At 53.4% G+C, this 17,949-nt stretch carries 11 protein-coding genes and 1 tRNA gene; 9 read left to right on the top strand and 3 right to left on the bottom strand.

All coding sequences use genetic code 11. The annotated features are described in order from the left end of the window. Positions 1 to 203 precede the first annotated feature (203 nt). The 4 genes from E5354_RS02560 to E5354_RS02575 all read left to right on the top strand — a co-directional run bounded on the left by E5354_RS02560 (position 204) and on the right by E5354_RS02575 (position 6,536). Positions 204 to 1,484, top strand: a complete 1,281-nt coding sequence (locus E5354_RS02560) for an O-acetylhomoserine aminocarboxypropyltransferase/cysteine synthase family protein (protein ID WP_123395002.1) — start codon at positions 204 to 206, stop codon at positions 1,482 to 1,484. A 128-nt stretch (positions 1,485 to 1,612) separates the two neighbouring features. Next, positions 1,613 to 3,226 carry a CTP synthase gene (locus tag E5354_RS02565; RefSeq protein ID WP_123395003.1) on the top strand — a complete coding sequence of 538 codons (1,614 nt, stop codon included), beginning with the start codon at positions 1,613 to 1,615 and terminating at the stop codon, positions 3,224 to 3,226. Continuing rightward, the gene (yidC, locus tag E5354_RS02570) at positions 3,226 to 5,325 is read left to right on the top strand and encodes a membrane protein insertase YidC (protein ID WP_246863721.1); all 2,100 of its coding nucleotides are present in this window, start codon (positions 3,226 to 3,228) and stop codon (positions 5,323 to 5,325) included. The genes E5354_RS02565 and yidC overlap by 1 nt, the downstream gene beginning before the upstream one ends. A 38-nt stretch (positions 5,326 to 5,363) precedes the next feature. Beyond that, complete coding sequence (locus E5354_RS02575; protein WP_135946320.1) at positions 5,364 to 6,536, top strand: iron-containing alcohol dehydrogenase; 1,173 nt, start codon at positions 5,364 to 5,366, stop codon at positions 6,534 to 6,536. Between the two features lie 29 nt (positions 6,537 to 6,565). Here the strand turns inward: E5354_RS02575 and E5354_RS02580 are convergent, their stop codons facing one another. Continuing rightward, positions 6,566 to 7,495 carry a GNAT family N-acetyltransferase gene (locus E5354_RS02580; protein ID WP_123395005.1) on the bottom strand — a complete coding sequence of 310 codons (930 nt, stop codon included), beginning with the start codon at positions 7,493 to 7,495 and terminating at the stop codon, positions 6,566 to 6,568. Between the two features lie 116 nt (positions 7,496 to 7,611). Here E5354_RS02580 and E5354_RS02585 point away from each other — a divergent pair, with 116 nt between their 5' ends. Next, on the top strand, positions 7,612 to 8,946 hold the full coding sequence (locus tag E5354_RS02585; protein WP_123395006.1) for a hypothetical protein: 1,335 nt from the start codon (positions 7,612 to 7,614) through the stop codon (positions 8,944 to 8,946). 42 nt (positions 8,947 to 8,988) lie between these two features. Here the strand turns inward: E5354_RS02585 and E5354_RS02590 are convergent, their stop codons facing one another. Continuing rightward, on the bottom strand, positions 8,989 to 9,225 hold the full coding sequence (locus E5354_RS02590; RefSeq protein WP_123395007.1) for a hypothetical protein: 237 nt from the start codon (positions 9,223 to 9,225) through the stop codon (positions 8,989 to 8,991). Positions 9,226 to 9,565: 340 nt separating this feature from the next. Between E5354_RS02590 and E5354_RS02595 the strand changes: the two genes are divergently transcribed. Together E5354_RS02595 and E5354_RS02600 are read left to right on the top strand one after the other, a co-directional pair. Beyond that, positions 9,566 to 12,271, top strand: coding sequence for a sensor histidine kinase (locus E5354_RS02595; RefSeq protein ID WP_135946321.1), 2,706 nt, complete (start codon positions 9,566 to 9,568; stop codon positions 12,269 to 12,271). Between the two features lie 32 nt (positions 12,272 to 12,303). Beyond that, entirely contained in the window at positions 12,304 to 13,194 is an 891-nt protein-coding gene (locus E5354_RS02600; RefSeq protein WP_123395009.1) for a response regulator, read from the top strand. Between the two features lie 84 nt (positions 13,195 to 13,278). Here E5354_RS02600 and E5354_RS02605 read toward each other — a convergent pair. Continuing rightward, a tRNA-Pro gene (locus E5354_RS02605) sits at positions 13,279 to 13,352 on the bottom strand. Positions 13,353 to 13,647: 295 nt separating this feature from the next. On the opposite strand from E5354_RS02605, the gene gyrB reads away from it, so the two are divergent. Together gyrB and rnr are read left to right on the top strand one after the other, a co-directional pair. Continuing rightward, complete coding sequence (gene gyrB / locus E5354_RS02610; protein WP_123395010.1) at positions 13,648 to 15,579, top strand: DNA topoisomerase (ATP-hydrolyzing) subunit B; 1,932 nt, start codon at positions 13,648 to 13,650, stop codon at positions 15,577 to 15,579. 57 nt (positions 15,580 to 15,636) lie between these two features. After that, the gene (rnr, locus tag E5354_RS02615) at positions 15,637 to 17,901 is read left to right on the top strand and encodes a ribonuclease R (protein WP_123395011.1); all 2,265 of its coding nucleotides are present in this window, start codon (positions 15,637 to 15,639) and stop codon (positions 17,899 to 17,901) included. The last annotated feature ends 48 nt before the right edge of the window (positions 17,902 to 17,949 follow it).

Here is a 17,949-nt window from a genome sequence, read left to right on the forward strand (position 1 = left end):
CCTTAGTAACTACTTCCTATTTTTATTTTTGCCCAAAACGTTTAGGACAATATTGCAAAGATATAGCAAAACGTTACATCAATATTCCGATTTTTTTAAAAACACTTGGCGTGACTTGCATATTTCTCGTTTTTTTGCATACCTTTGCGAGTGCGAAAGTGCATAGTTGAATATTTAATTGAGAAATATAAAAAACGGAAATTATGGCAAACAATTTTAAGCCGGAAACCCTGTGTGTGCAGGCCGGTTGGTCCCCTACCAAGGGAGAGCCGAGAGTGCTCCCGATTTATCAGAGTACTACGTTTAAATATGATACGAGCGAGCAGATGGCCCGTCTGTTTGACCTTGAGGACACGGGTTTCTTTTACACCCGTCTTCAGAATCCCACCAATGAGGCCGTTGCCGCAAAGATTGCCGCGCTTGAAGGCGGAGTGGGCGCGATGCTCACCTCCAGTGGACAGGCCGCCAACTTCTATGCACTGTTCAACATCTGTCAGGCAGGCGACCACTTCGTGTGCTCGTCGGCCATCTACGGCGGCACGTTCAACCTGTTTGGCGTGACAATGAAGAAGCTTGGAATCGATGTGACATTCGTCAGTCCCGACGCAAGCGAGGAGGAGATTATAGCCGCTTTCCGTCCCAACACCAAGGCGCTCTTTGGCGAAACGATATCCAACCCCTCGCTCGAGGTGCTTGACATCGAAAAGTTTGCCCGCATAGCCCACAGTCAGGGTGTGCCCCTGATTGTCGACAACACATTCCCCACGCCCATAAATTGTCGCCCGTTTGAATGGGGTGCCGACATCGTTGTCCACTCGACCACCAAATATATGGACGGTCACGCAACGAGCGTGGGCGGCGTCATCGTCGACAGCGGAAACTTTGACTGGGAGGCCCATGCCGAGAAATATCCCGGACTTTGCACCCCCGATGACTCATACCACGGCCTCACCTACACAAAGGCTTTCGGCAAGATGGCCTACATGGTCAAGGCCACTGCGCAACTCATGCGTGACCTCGGAAGCATCCAGTCGCCGCAGAACGCATTTCTGTTGAATCTCGGTCTTGAAACGTTGCACTTGCGCATGCCCCGTCACTGTTCCAATGCTCAGGCAGTGGCCGAATATCTCTCGGGCAACGACAAGGTGGCCTGGGTCAACTATTGCGGACTGCCCGGCAACAAGTATCACGACCTTGCGATGAAGTATATGCCCAACGGCTCCTGCGGCGTAGTGTCGTTTGGACTCAAGGGCGGCCGTGACGTGGCTATAAGGTTTATGGACAACCTTAAGCTCGCCGCTATCGTGACGCACGTGGCCGATGCGCGCACTTGTGTGCTGCATCCTGCAAGTCACACCCATCGTCAGCTTTCCGACGAGCAGCTCCTGGAAGCGGGAGTGCGCCCCGACCTTATCCGTTTTTCGGTGGGAATCGAGAATGTCGACGACATCATCGCCGACATCAGGCAGGCTCTCGAAGCGTGACGCTTGCTGTTAAGTAGAAAACATTAATAAATATGACGCAGGGTTTCTCGATTGAGGGGTGCCTTCCATTGTTATGTGCATTAAAATCACTAACTTTGCGCTTTGATTTAATATAATAGGACAAAAACGTGGAACCCAAATATATTTTTGTCACCGGCGGCGTGGTTTCTTCCCTTGGTAAGGGAATTATTTCGTCGTCGCTTGCCTGCTTGCTGAAAGCAAGAGGCTTCAGGGTTACGATTCAGAAGTTTGACCCGTACATCAATATCGACCCGGGTACATTGAATCCCTACGAGCACGGCGAGTGTTACGTGACTGTCGACGGTCACGAGGCCGACCTTGACCTCGGACATTACGAGCGATTCACCAACGTTCCCACCACTCGCGCCAACAATGTCACCACAGGACGCATATACCAGAGCGTGATCGACAAGGAGCGTCGCGGCGACTATCTCGGCAAGACCGTCCAGATAATTCCCCACATTACCGATGAAATAAAGCGTAACGTAAAATTGCTCGGAAACACCGGTAATTTCGATTTCATAATAACCGAAATCGGAGGTACGGTGGGTGACATCGAGTCGCTTCCCTTCCTTGAAAGCGTGCGTCAGCTGCGCTGGGAGCTCGGTCAGGACTCGCTTTGCATCCACTTGACCTATGTACCCTACATCCGTGCCGCCAAGGAGCTGAAGACAAAGCCCACGCAGCACTCGGTGAAGCAGTTGCAGGAGGTGGGTATACAGCCCGATATCCTCGTGCTGCGTACCGAGAAGGAGATTCCCGCCGACATGCGCCGCAAGATAGCGCAGTTCTGCAACGTGTCGCCCGACGCGGTAATTCAGTCGGTCGACATGCCCACAATCTACGAGGTGCCCCTGCGCATGCATGAGCAGCACCTCGATGAGATTGTGCTTCGCAAGACCGGGGTGCCTGTCGAGGGTGAGCCCCACATGGAGCCTTGGCTCAACTTCCTCCGCAAGCTCGACAATGCCGAGGAGGAGGTGACGATAGGTCTTGTGGGCAAGTATGTCGAGCTTCAGGATGCCTACAAGTCGATCAACGAGTCGCTCTTTCAGGCCGCTACCTATAACGACCACAAGCTCAAGCTCGTGTATATCCACTCCGAGAAGCTCAATGCCGGCAATGTCGATGAGCTGCTGTCGCCGCTCGACGGCGTAATCATTGCGCCGGGATTCGGCCAGCGAGGCATCGAGGGCAAGTTTGTAGCCCTGAAGTGGTGTCGCGAGCACGATGTTCCCACATTCGGCATCTGCCTTGGCATGCAGTGCATGGTCATCGAGTTTGCCCGTGATGTGCTTGGACTGCGTGAGGCCAATTCTACCGAGATGAATCCCACCACCCCCGACAATGTAATCGACCTCATGGAGGATCAGAAGACGGTTGTCGACAAGGGTGGCACAATGCGACTCGGAGCCTACGACTGTCGTCTGCAACCCGGTTCGCGAGCCGCCAAGGCTTACGGATGCACCGATGTGAAGGAGCGTCATCGTCATCGTTTTGAATTCAACAATGAATACCGCGAGCGTTTCGAGGCCGCCGGCATGCGGTGTGTGGGCGAAAACCCTGCCACCCGCCTTGTCGAGGTCGTGGAGCTGCCCGACCACCGTTGGTTTATCGGTACGCAGTATCACCCTGAATACTCTTCGACGGTACTCAATCCCAACCCTCTCTTCCTCGACTTCATTAAAGCTGCAATCGCATATAAACACGAAAAGAAATAATGGATAAGAACACAATGTACGGATTGCTCCTGATGGGAGCTGTCATCCTTGGCTTCATGTGGCTCAACCAGCCCGACCCCAAGCCCGACAGTATTGCTCCCGCCGAGCAGATAACCTCAGAACAGGCCGAGGCGATGGCCGATGCACAGCTCGCTTCATCGCTCGACACGCTCACTCCGGCCGAAACTTCGATGCTGGCCGCCGCCGTTCACCAGTACGGAACTCCCGACTCGGTGTCAGGCCGCGTAACGATGCAAAATTCAAAGGTGGATCTTGTATCCGACGGATACCTGTTGACCGGCTCGGTCAATGTCGACGGAAAGAGTGTAGACATTGCCGACCTCTCCAATCCTGCTGCCGCAGGGCTTTCACCCGTCATCGCCTCAAAGGCTGTGAAGTTGCTTAAGACTACAACCCGTGAGCTTACCCAGTATCAGGGATTTGCGCGTTACCTGCAGGGTGACAGTTCGACTGTGCGTCTTGAAAATGAATACATCGCGCTCGACCTCTCCAACAAGGGCGGCATAATATCGCGTGCCGAGCTGAAGGACTACAAGTCCTATAAGGGCGGCAATGTCGTGGTGTTTGAGGGCGACGACAACGGTTACTCATTTATCCTCAACTCGGCCGACCGTGAGTTTGACACCCGCAACTTCTTCTTTGAGCCGGTTCAGGAGAGCGACACTACGGTGTTGATGACGCTCAATCTCGGAAGCGGCGCATCGTTTGGAATGCGTTACACCCTTCTCCCCGAAAGTTACGTGGTGAGAATGGAGGTTGTGCAGAACGGCATGCAGTCGGTTATTCCGTCAAGTGTGGCGACTATGGACTTCCTTTGGCATCAGAAGATGATAAGGCAAGAGGAAGGCCGCATGTTTGAGGAGCGTAACTCGGGATTGTATTACATGTATGCCGGAGGCGGTGTCGAAAACCTCAGCGAGTCGTCAAATGACGATGAGGAGGTCAACGAGCGCATCAAGTGGATAGGATTCAAGAATCAGTTCTTCTCGATGGCGTTTATAGCTCGAGGCACGTTCAATAACGCCAATCTCACATCAAAGATACTATCAAAGAGCCAGCCCGGCTACCTGAAGGAACTTGAGGCCGTTTCGTCGGTCGACTACAACGCTTCCAACCCCATGCCGGCGCAGTTTGACATTCTCATCGGCCCCAACCTCTATCCCATGTTGTCGGGACTTGATGACAAGCTGAACGACGGCGAGGATCTTCACTTGACACGACTTATTCCTCTCGGATGGACTCTCTTCCGCTGGATCAACACCTGGATTGTGATTCCCGTATTTGACATCCTTGGCAAGTGGTTTACCAACTATGGTGTCATCATCCTGTTGCTCACAATCTTCATCAAGATCATCATCTTCCCCTTCACCTATAAGAGCTACATGTCGCAGGCCAAGATGCGCTTGCTCGCTCCCGAGATAAAGGAAATCAATGAAAAGTATCCCGGTCAGGAGAATGCCATGACCCGTCAGCAAAAGACGATGGAACTTTACTCGCGTGCCGGTGCCAATCCCATGGCGGGCTGTCTGCCCATGTTGCTGCAGATGCCGGTGCTTATCGCCATGTTCACCTTCTTCCCCTCGTGTATCGAGCTGCGTGGCGAGCCCTTCCTTTGGGTTAAGGACCTGTCGGCTCCCGACGCCATCATCACCTGGAGCGGCAACATTCCCTTGGTCACCGAGTACTTCGGCAACCATCTGTCGCTGTTCTGTCTTCTCATGACCGTGACCAACATCATCTACACTAAGGTCACGATGCAGAATCAGCCTTCGGGAGCGTCGATGCCCGGCATGAAGTGGATGATGTATCTGATGCCTTTGATGTTCCTCGTCTTCTTCAACAACTATGCCGCAGGTCTTTCCTACTACTACTTCCTGTCGCTGTTGATCACAATCGTGCAGACCTATGTGTTCCGTCACGTTGTAAATGAGGAGAAGATGCGTGCCAAGATGCAGGAAGCTTCCAAGAAGCCCCGCAAAAAGTCGGGTTTCATGGCCCGTCTTGAAGAGGCCCAGCGTCAGCAGCAGGCTATGCTACGCGAGCAGGAGAAGCGTAAAAAGGGTGCCAACCGCCGATAAAGCGGCTCGCCGATATGATTTAAATCAATTGATTAGCTATGAATAATTTCGTGTTCTGGAGCCCGACCAAGTTCGTTTTCGGGCGTGACACCGAAAGCCGCACCGGAGCCTTGGCTCGTGAGTTTGGCGGCCGCAAGGTGCTGCTTGTCTACGGTGGCGGCTCGGTTGTGCGCAGCGGTTTGCTCGACCGGGTTAAGGCATCGCTTTCAGCGAGCGGTATCGAATGGGAGGAGATGGGCGGAATTCAGCCCAACCCCACCGACGACCGCGTCTATGAGGGGATTGAACTGGTGCGCTCGCGGAACATCGATATGCTCATTGCCGTGGGTGGTGGTTCGGTCATCGACACAGCCAAGGGCATCGCATGCGGAGTTCCCTACGAAGGCGACTTCTGGGACTTCTATTGCGGCAAAAAGATAGTGGAGAAGGCTCTCCCTGTGGGAGTCGTGCTCACCATCCCGGCTGCCGGAAGTGAAGGCTCGGGCAACTCGGTCATCACCAAGCGTGACGGACTCATAAAGCTCAGCCTGCGCACCGAAAGCGCCCTTCGCCCCAAGTTTGCGGTGATGAATCCCGAACTCACCTTCACGTTGCCTCCCTATCAGACCGCATGCGGCATCGTCGACATGATGGTCCACATCATGGAGCGTTATTTCACCAATACCCCTGATGTCGAGATTACCGACCGCGTGGCCGAGGGTGTGCTCACCGCGATAATGGAGGAGGCTCCCAAAGTGATGTGCGACCCCGAGAACTATGAGGCGCGTGCCAACATCATGTGGAGCGGCACTCTCGCCCATAACGGAGTGTGCGGCACAGGCCGTGCCGAGGATTGGTCGTCACACTTTATCGAACATGAGATAAGCGCTATATACAACGTTGCCCACGGAGCCGGACTTGCCGTCGTGGTTCCCGCATGGATGCAGTATGTGGCCGGTGTCAATCCCGTCAAGGTGGCGCAGTTTGCCCGCCGAGTCATGGGTGTCGTGTCGCAGGGCGATGACAGGTCGGTAGCAGCCGAAGGCATCAAGCGTCTTAAGGATTTCTTCATGAGCATAGGTATGCCCGTTACATTCAAGGAGCTCGGCATCGACAATCCCGACATCGAGCGACTTGTTGCAAAGCTTCACGAGCACAAGGGTGAACGCATCGGCGGTTATGTCAAGCTTTCGGCCGATGACACCATAAAGATATATGAGATGATGCAGTGACGCTCAGGTCACGGCACATATACGACTTTTTAGGAGAGCCTGAATGTGTACTTCAATGACGGAGTGCATCCCAGGCTCTCCTTGAATTTACTTAGACCTTCATTTACTCCGTCACCACTGTCGACAGGCCCGAAGTCGAGCATCCTCGCTCCCTTGGCCTTGTAGTGACGCATCATGTGGAGCGCGAGAAGATTCATGGCTCCCGGATGACGGTGTTCGGGCAGGTCGCCCCAGTTGATGAGCTGCACTATTCCCGGGGCTGTGTGGTGCAGCTGGGCGGCTGCTATGTCGATTCCGTCAAGAGTCACTATGAAGAAGTCGCTGCCGGCCACCGGTGCGGTCGCCATGAAGTCGTGCAGCGACATTCGCAGCTCCCTCCCTTTTGCGTTATGATTGGCAAGTATCAGGTTGTAGTTGCGCGTTATTTCACTCTCGATTGCGGGTTGCCTGGTGATTGTATAGTGTGACATCAACGCTCGCCCTATGCTCCACCGCGATTTGGGCGACATCAGCTCGACAGGGTCGAGGTGACGCGTAAGGTCGGCCGCGTAGTTGAGGTGGGGCGTTATCTCGATGCCGGGTGTCGACATTAACGAGTAGGCGCATTTTATGGCGGCGTTGTCGCCGTAACATTCGGGGGGCAGTGTCACGACAAGCGATCGTTCCTGCGATTTAGTGAATGTGCAAAGCGTCTTGACTGCGTTGTCGATGCATCGGAACGACTGACGGCGGTTGACCGTCAATCCGCCGAACGGGGCCGACCACGGTGACATGATGGCTCCGTCACGCTCGCCAGCAATCATGCCGCAGCGCAACCTCCCTCCGTCATATAACGCAAGGTATAGCACATCGTCACACTTGCCGCGGTTCAGCTCTGAAAATTGGACTGAATTGTAGATGTGTCCCGGATGTGGGAATGCACGACGGTAGCTGTCGGAATCGAGTCGTTGTATATGCATCGTTGGGCTTTTGTCGTCACAATATTACGAAAAATAGTTCATATCCGCAATCTCCCGACATTGAATAAGCAATATTGAGCGTTGAGTAACGTTGGATTTATGTAGACGCTTACACTATGATAAATCGTTTTCTCAACATATTTCTTATAATTGTGCTTCTTGCCGTTGCGAGCGGTTGCATCGAGGATGGATTCACCGATGATTCGTCGGCCCGTCCCGAGTTTTCGGTCGACACCCTCAATCTTGGACTCACATTCACTGGCGAGCTCACACCCGTCCACAGTTTCAGGGTTTACAATCGTCACGACCGCAATCTGCTCATAAGCCGCATTGCGCTGCGTGACGGCAGTGACGCCTATCGGCTGAATGTCGACGGCGTTGCCGGCAAGGAGTTTACCGATGTAGCCATAAGGCCGCACGACTCCATCTACGTGTTTGTCGACGCACAGTTTCCTCCTGTGGGGCGCGACGGCAAGCTCACCGTTAAGTCGCTCCTCGACTTCGAGGTCAACGGCGGTCGCTCCACGGTGGTGTTGAGTGCCGAGTGCATCGACGTGACTGTCGTTCAGGCTTCGGTGTTGTCGGCCGACGCCCTTTGGTCGGGAGCTTATCATGTAATGGGTGATGTGACGGTTGCTTCAGGCGTGACATTGAATCTCGCCGAGGGCTCGACGCTCTACTTCCACGACAAGGCATCGCTTAATGTCGAGGGTGCCGTTGTAGCCGATGGAACTCCCGAAAAGCCGGTTGTGATGTGTGGCGACCGCAACGGAACGATGGTGGGCCGCATCCCCTACGACATTGTGCCTGGGCAATGGGGCGGTGTCACTTTCGCAGGCCCCGGGAGCCGGTTGTCGCACACTGTTGTGCGCAACACCTCATCGGGCATTGCCGTGACGGGCGGTGAGCTCTCAATGCTTAATTGCGTCGTGCGCAACTCGCGCGAAAGCGTCATCTCCGTTACCGATGCCGAGGTCAAGGCTGTGGGATGTGAATTTGCCGACGCACCCGAAGGGGTTGTGACGCTCGACGGCCGCGCCCGATTGACAATGAATCACTGCACTGTCGCCAACAGCTACCTGTTTGCTCCCGTGACGGGCGCTCTGCTTGAGCTGAAAGATGACGGAGTGTCATGCCACATAACCAACTCCATCGTCTACGGCAACGGCCCGATGATGAACACTAAATCGCCCGCCTCGGGTGATGTCACGCTACGGTGTTGTCTTGTGGGAACTGACGGCAGCGACGATGACACGTTCATCGACATGCTATGGAACTCCGATCCCATGTTCATTACCGACACCGACCGTTATATATTCGACTATCGCGTCGGTCCCGGTTCTCCTGCTTTGGGAGCCGCCGACGCGTCACTTACCTTGCCCGAGGCCGTGCGTGATTTCTACGGCCGTGAGCGAGGCTCGACACCCGATCTCGGTGCCTACGAGCATTGATATGGAATCATTAATATGCTATGATTCCATATCGTTAGAGTGTTACATACCGGCGTATGATTTTACTGTAGGGCTTTCAACATCGACTCCAAATTCACGGGCACGGGCCATGATAGCGCGTGCAAGCTTCGGCTTCAGGTCATCGGGACAATAACGGAAATAGGCTTCGGCAGCGCGCACATGTGCTGCATCGGGCATTGGGTATTCACGCCTTTCAGGAAGTCCGAACACCTCATCGGGCAGTTCTTTCTTCTCTTCATAACTTAATCGGTCGGTCATAATAATATTGATATTAATAGGTTACTTCTATCTTAAAATAACATATACGGGAAAGCATCGGTGTGCCTCCCAATCTATTATTATGCTTTATTAACAGTATCAGTTTCCGTCGGCGCTTATTGCGGCAAGTAACGCCGCAAGTAATAGATATATTTTCATGGGGAGATTATATTAGTTAAGATTTTTTGTGATTTGAAAATTGCAAGACGAAAAAAATACATATCTTTGTACTTGGTGAATGTGGCGATACGGGTTGTAATTTGTAATCAGGTGTCCCGAATTATTGCATTTATGGCTGGTCGCCGATTTTTAAACCGCTAAATATTCATGGACTCACATTATGATTAAAAAAATTGTATTGTTGATAGGAATGTGTCTGTTGTCGCTTCAGCTATTCGCGCTTGAAGGCAAACGGCTGCTTATCCTTAATTCCTATAATGAAGGTGCGCCGTGGGCGCAGGAAATCATAAATCCTATAATGCGTGAGGTGTCCAACTGCGACGGCTTTCAGGCCGTGGAGGTGGTGCATCTCAACAGCACCCTGATTCATAACGACAAGGACTTCGACAATATGTCGCGAGGCATATTCGACCGTTTTGTCGACCGTAAGCCCGACTACCTGGTGCTTGTGGGCGACTTTGCGTTCACGCTGCGCGACAGCATAGTCGAGCGATGGGGCGATGTGCCCATGCTGCTTGTGGTTCAGTCGGAGCAGTACGGAATGCGTGACTACTATTACACCTACATCGATGAAAATGAGGCGATGAATCCCGACAAGCTCTATCCGCTTGAGTCGATTCACGACGACTACAACTTCTCGATAGTGGTGACCCCCAATCTCTACAAGGAAACGGTCGACATGATGGCCTACATGTTCCCCGACATGAACAAGCTTGTCTTTGTGGCCGATGCGCTCTACCAGAACAGGCAACTGAATCAACAGCTGCGTGAATATCTCTCGAGAGAGTACCCCGACATGGACTATGAATGGCTCGTGGCCAACGAGGAGAACAGCCGCGCCCTGCAGCAGTATCTTAACAATACCGACCACAACATAGGAATGTTGTTGTCGACATGGTTCTTTGAGCGAATGACGGTGCACGGACATCCGCAGCTGATTGCCGGAGAGGCGAGGATGATATCGGGTGCCCACCGACCGGTGTTCGGACTGCGTGCCGCCTATCTAAACTACGGAATAACGGGCGGATATTTCCCGTCGCCCGACGAGATGCAGAAGAAGATTCATGCCGGACTGCTTGACCTTATATCGGACAAGGACATGAGAAAGGTGCCGTTCAGGAAGGTGGCCGACTCCTATCCGATTGTCAACTACAACCACCTGATGCGTGACGGCATTCCCGAAAGCTCGTGTCAGCCCGGCACCGTGTTCATGAACCGCCCCAAGAGCGCATGGGAGCTATATCACACCTACATAATCGCCGGCGGAATCGTGCTGCTGGCTATTATGGCCGTGATTGTGGCGAGAGTTATGTTTCAGAACCGCAGGATTGCGATGTTACGCGCCCACGAGCGACTGCTCAACAACATGCCGGTGGGATTTTCGCAGGCAAAGGTGGTGCGAGGCAATGACGGCAATGTCGTCGACATCGAATATCACGGCGGTAACGCTATGTTCAGGGAGTTGCTGAAGAGGAACGCTTTGCCGGGGAAGCCCGACAAACTCTTTGACGCCGATTTCATCGCCAAGATTGTGGAGCGGCTTCTGCACCGCCGCCGGTCAGTGCGCTTTTCCTACAATTTCCCGTACACCGATGTCACCTACGAGTTCCTGATAAGCATAGGCAACGAGGTCAACAAAGTGGTGGAGGATGTAAACGTGTTTGCCGTCGACATAACCGAAAAGTGTAATGCCGAGCGTGATTTGCAGGAATTTGCCCACAAGCTCGATGTGACGATGAACGTAGCCCACATAATACCTTGGCGCTGGGACATACACAAGCACAAAATCATGTGCGAGGCCATGAGAATGCTTCGCCGAAGCCACTACAACGTTACGGCCATGGCCGAGGATGTGAGAGTGATAAACGAGGAGGATTATCTGAGCTGCATACATCCCGACGACATGGAGCGCGTGTGCGATGTATATCGCCGCTTTGTCGAGGGCCGGCTGGAGTATATCAAGATGGAGTATCGATTTATACGCAGGAAGCCGAAGTGTGACATGGTTGAGTGGATTGAGGTGTGTGCCGCCGTGACCGAACGCGACGACAACGGAATGCCCACAGTACTGATAGGGTCGATGCTGCTGATTACCGAGCGCAAACGCCAGGAGGAGATGCTGATTGCGGCGCGTGAAAGGGCTGCCGAGGCCGACAAGCTGAAGATGGCCTTCCTCGCCAACATGAGCCACGAGATACGCACCCCGCTGAACGCCATTGTGGGATTCTCCAACCTGCTCGCCAAGACTGTCGATGCCGACAAGAAGCAGCGGTTTATCAACATCATAAACAAGAACAACCAGATGCTGCTAAAACTGATCGGCGATGTGCTTGATATGGCCAAGGTTGAGTCCAACACCCTCGACTTCAACTTCCGTCCCACCGACCTGAATCATCTGATACAGGAGGTCGACAGCACAATGCGTATCAAGCTCAGCAACGATGTGATGCTGAACTATGTGCTCGGAGCTCCCGACTGCATAATCGACACCGACCCCGACCGCCTTAACCAGGTGCTGATGAATTTGCTTAACAATGCGGCAAAGTTCACCACCAAGGGCAGCATAACATTCGGATATGAGCTGCGTGACGATGAGATATATTTCTATGTGCGTGACACCGGAATAGGAATTCCCGATCAGGATGCCGAGCGGCTCTTCTCGCGCTTCACCAAACTCAACAACTTCATCCCCGGCACCGGACTCGGACTGTCGATAAGCAAGAGTATCGTCGAGATGCTCGGAGGCAGCATAGGGGTGAAGTCGGCCGGACATAACCGAGGCTCGATTTTCTGGTTCACGATTCCCAATAAGCAGGTTTCGGCTATGTCGGAAATAAATGAGATCTATTTTAGAGAAGTAAATTAGCAACCAAAACGTATATAAAGCACAATACAATTATGTCATTTGAATTTGATTCAAAGCCGGCTAAAGTGGAGGTCGATGTGAACGAGTTCATAATGTCGATTGCCGGCGCGGCGGCCAAGAGGGTGCCTTCGCGCACAATTCTGAATCACGTGCTCGGAGCCGTGAGGTGTAAAGTCAACACCGACCCCGAGCTGCTGTCGCAGGTCATGTTAAATCTTCTCGACAATGCCTGCAAGTTTACTTCGCGCGGCAGCATAACTTTCGGCTACGAGATGCTGCCTGATGCGGTGTGCATCTTTGTAAGGGATACCGGCGCGGGAATATCGACGGAAAGGCAGATGACGCTGTTTGACCCGACCGACGGCAACAGACACGGGCTTGCCCTCTGCAAGGATATCGTCGAGTCGCTGCACGGGGAAATAGGAGTGGAGTCGGACGGAGAGGGAAAAGGCTCGCAATTCTGGTTCACTCTGCCGGTCGAGGCCGCTGAAGAGGCCGATGAGGCTGAGCAGCGTGATGTCACGCCTGTGGCCGTTTTCGAGAAGCCGCGTGACGCAAGCAGGCCCACGATCCTTGTCGCCGAGGATAACGACAGCAACTACTTCCTTGTGTCGTCGATACTCGAGGATGAGTACAATCTCATCCATGCACATAACGGCAATGAGGCCGTAGAGCTCTTTGCCGAATACAATCCGCATCTTGTGCTGATGGATATAAGCATGCCTGATATGGACGGATATGAAGCTACATCCATTATACGGTGCAGCAACACCGATGTGCCGATAATCGCCGTAACGGCCTATGCATTCCAGGCCGACCGCCTGCGGATAATGGATAGCGGCTTCAACGGATACATTTCCAAGCCCATTGACGCCGACCACCTCATGACGGAGATCGCCCGCCTTCTGAACAACGGCCGGTAGAGGCCGGCTGGCCCGTGGGGCTGTGCGGCGGGTATAAAGAATGAGGGCGTCAGAATTGATTCTGACGCCCTCGCTTGCTTATTGTCGGGGTGACTAGACTCGAACTAGCGACCTCACGCCCCCCAGACGCGTACTCTAACCAACTGAGCTACACCCCGATTTCTGAAAAGCGATGCAAAGATACTCACTATTTTTTTACGATGCAAGAAAACCGCCGCAAATCTGCCTAATTTTACTTATTTTAACAGTTGAAAACTCTCCGTGACGCTTAGACCCCGTACCTTAACGTTAACAAATATTGGGCCGCGAGGTCTTAATCGCGGGTGTAAAAAAGATTTGTATATAACGCGTTTTTTTTGTAATTTTGTTTGCCCTTTTAGGGCGTTTGACTACGCATTCAGCGTTTGCGTAAAATATTGTAATTCAAGAAATAAAATCTACAATAATAAATTTATGTCAGAACAAAGAGAAGAGTACGGTGCAAGTAGCATCCAGGTCCTTGAAGGTCTTGAGGCTGTGCGTAAGCGCCCGGCGATGTACATCGGAGATATCAGCGTTAAGGGTCTGCATCATTTGGTGTACGAGGTCGTGGACAACTCAATTGACGAGGCTCTTGCCGGTTATGCAACACACATTGACGTCACAATCAACGAAGATAATTCAATAACGGTTATCGATAACGGTCGAGGCATACCCGTCGACATGCACGAGAAGGAGCACAAGAGCGCTCTTGAAGTCGTGCTCACCGTGCTTCATGCGGGAGGTAAGTTTGACAAAGGTTCCTATAAGGTTTCGGGCGGTCTGCATGGCGTGGGCGTGAGCTGCGTTAACGCACTCTCCACCTATCTGCGCGCCGAGGTGCATCGCGACGGAAAGGCATACATGCAGGAGTATTCATGCGGAAAGCCCATCACCGATCTGAAGATAATCGGCGACAGCACCCACACCGGTACAAGCATAACGTTCAAGCCCGACGACAGCATATTCACCGTTACGGTCTACGACTACAACACCCTGGCCAATCGTCTTCGCGACCTGGCCTTCCTTAACGCCGGCATCACGCTGACTCTTACCGACAAGCGTCAGGTCGACGAAAACGGCGAGTACAAGAAGGAGCTATTCTACAGCGAAACCGGTCTTGAGGAGTTTGTGCAGTACATCGATTCGAGCAAGGAGTCGTTGATAAACGATGTCATACACCTCACAACCGAGCGTCAGGGCATCCCCGTAGAGGTGGCATTGACCTACAACACCACCTACAACGAGAATGTATATTCATTTGTCAACAACATCAACACCATAGAGGGCGGTACCCACCTGACCGGATTCCGTCGCGGACTCACTTCGACACTCAAGAAGTATGCCGAGGACAGCAAGATGCTCGACAAGGTTAAAATCGACATTTCGAGCGATGACTTCCGTGAAGGACTTACGGCCGTAGTGTCGGTAAAGGTGATGGAGCCTCAGTTTGAGGGCCAGACCAAGACCAAGCTCGGCAACAACGAGGTGATAGGAGCCGTGCAGACTGCCGTGAGCGATGCTTTGCGCACCTATCTCGAAGAGCATCCCCGTCAGGCCAAGCTGATTGTCGACAAGGTGATACTTGCCGCCACCGCCCGTCACGCCGCCTATAACGCACGAAAGAATGTGCAGCGCAAGTCGCCGCTTTGTGGCGGAGGCCTTCCCGGTAAACTCGCCGACTGCTCGTCGCGCACAGCTGAGGATTGCGAACTTTTCATCGTCGAGGGAGATTCGGCAGGCGGTACAGCCAAGCAGGGCCGCGACCGCACCTATCAGGCCATTTTGCCCTTGCGCGGTAAGATCCTGAATGTCGAGAAGGCTATGGACCACAAGATATTCGACAACAAGGAAATCACCAGCCTGTTCCGCGCAATGCGTGTGACTATAGGCACCGAGGAGGATTCCAAGGCGGTGAACCTTGAAAAGCTTGCCTACCACAAGATTATAATCATGACCGATGCCGATGTCGACGGAAGCCACATCGCCACACTGCTCATGACATTCTTCTTCCGCCGCATGCGTCCCGTTATAGAGAACGGCTACCTTTATCTTGCAACACCGCCGTTGTACAAGTGTACACGAGGCAAGGTCGAGGAGTATTGCTGGACCGATCAGCAGGTGCAGGCGTTTATTGCTACCAACGGTGACAAGACCAAGGTGATGCGCTATAAGGGACTTGGTGAGATGAGCGCACAGGAGCTGCGTGACACTACCATGGCCCGCGAGCACCGACTGCTGAAGCAGGTTACGATAAACGACGCTGCTGAAGCCGACCGCATTTTCTCGATGCTGATGGGCGAGGATGTTCCGCCGCGTCGCGATTTCATCGAGGAGAACGCCAACTATGCCAACATTGACGCATAGTAGAGCGTTACTTATTGTAAATACTGACATTGGACACTAACTAAAATTCATTTGTATATGGCTACAGCACCAAAGCATACCCGGCGCAAGGTTACGCGTGAATTATACGCGATGATTGATGATTTTATCGACAATCAGGGTAACAAGACATTCAATTACAAGCAGGTGTCGCATGCTATCGGGGCTGATACCCCACAGGCACAGAAAGCTGTAGCCATGCGCCTTGCCGAGATGGAGTTTGATGGTGAGCTGATTGAGGTGACTCCCGGTAAATACAAGGCTCCCAACCGGGGCAATGTGGCTACCGGAGTATTCACCCGACGCAGCAACGGCAAGAACACCGTGATTCTCGACGGTGACGATGAGGGAATATTCGTTGCCGAGCGCAATTCGATGCACGCCCTCAACGGCGACAAGGTGAAGGTTCTCGTGGCCGCCCGACGCAAAGGTGTTGAGCCCGAGTGCAAGGTGCTCGAAATTATCGAGAAGAACGATCAGGTGTTTATTGGCGCACTCACTGTCGAGCGTCACTACGGCACATTGTCGACCGACTCAAAGTTCCTGGCAACCGACATCTTCATTCCGCGCGGAAAGCTGAAAGGCGGCAAGACCGGCGACAAGGCCATCGTGCGCATAACCGACTGGCCCGACGATGCAAAGAATCCTCACGGCGAGGTGGTTGACATCCTTGGCCGCAACGGCGAGAACAACGCCGAGATGCATGCCATATTGGCCGAATTCGGACTCCCTTACCACTATCCCGAGCAGGTGGAGCGTGCCGCCGAGAAAATCGATGCCGGCATAACCCCGGCCGAGATTGCCCGCCGAGTCGACATGCGCGATGTGACCACATTCACCATCGACCCGCGAGACGCAAAGGACTTTGACGACGCGCTTTCGCTGCGCCGACTGCCCAACGGAAACTGGGAGGCCGGAGTGCACATTGCCGATGTGACGCATTACGTGCGTCCCGAGAGCGCACTCGACAAGGAGGCTCAGAAACGCGCCACCTCGGTCTATCTTGTCGACCGCGTGGTGCCCATGCTTCCCGAACACCTCAGTAACGGAATATGCTCGCTGCGCCCCGACGAGGAGAAGCTCACCTTCTCATGCGTCTTTGAGATGGACGGTGACGCAAATGTGATCAAGAGCTCGATTTGCCGCACGGTAATCAAGTCAAACCGCCGATTCACTTATGAGGAGGCTCAGGAGATAATCGAAACTGGCACAGGCGACTATGCCGAGGAGATACTCGAACTTGACAAGCTCGCCAAGATTCTGCGCCGCCGCCGTTATGAAAACGGCTCGGTGGAATTTGACCGCGAGGAGGTGCGATTTGACATTGACGAAAACGGCCATCCGGTCGATGTGTTCTTCAAAGTGTCGAAAGACTCCAACAAGCTTATCGAGGAGTTCATGCTGCTTGCCAACCGCACTGTGGCCCAGCGCATCGGCCAGCCCAAGGATAAGAAGAAGCCCAAGGCATTTGTCTACCGCGTGCATGACAAACCCGACGACATGAAGCTTGTCGACCTTGCCGCAATAGCCCGCAACTTCGGATACAAGATAAAGACCTCGGGCACTGCCAAGGAGATCAACAAGTCGATCAACAAGATGCTTGTCGACATAAAGGGCAAGGGTGAGGAGAATCTGCTTTCGGTTCTTGCCATCCGCTCCATGGCGAAGGCCGTCTACTCGACCGACAACATAGGCCACTACGGACTTGGATTTGACTACTACACCCACTTCACATCACCCATACGCCGCTATCCCGACATGATGGTTCACCGCCTGTTGGAGAAGTATCTTGACGGAGGACGCAGTGTCAATCAGCCCAAGCTTGAAGAGCAGTGCAAGCATTCAAGCGACATGGAGCAGCTTGCCGCCAACGCCGAGCGTGCTTCGATAAAGTATAAGCAGGTCGAATATCTTGCCGACCGACTCGGCGAGATGTACGACGGCGTCATTTCGGGCGTTACCGAGTGGGGACTCTATGTCGAGCTGAACGAAAACAAGTGTGAGGGCCTTGTCCCCATTCGTGACCTGGCCGATGACTACTACGACTTTGACGAGCGCAACTACTGCCTTGTGGGCCGACGCACCAAGACCCGTTATCGCCTTGGCGATGAGGTGAAAGTGCAGGTGGCGCGTGCCAATGTGGAGCGCAAGATGGTCGACTTCGCGCTTATCGACGACAAGGGTCGCCCTGCTGCCGATGACAATGCCGGAAACGATGTGACGGCAAAGGAGGCATTGGGCAACAGCGACAAGCTCAAGAAGGGCCCGCGCCGCGCCAAGCAGCAACGCACCCGTCGCCGCTGATCGGGCCGCGCCCGGGAGTTGACGCTTCACGCCTGTCATTATAAATTG

This window comes from Muribaculum sp. NM65_B17 (assembly GCF_004793735.1).
Lineage (GTDB): Bacteria > Bacteroidota > Bacteroidia > Bacteroidales > Muribaculaceae > Muribaculum > Muribaculum gordoncarteri.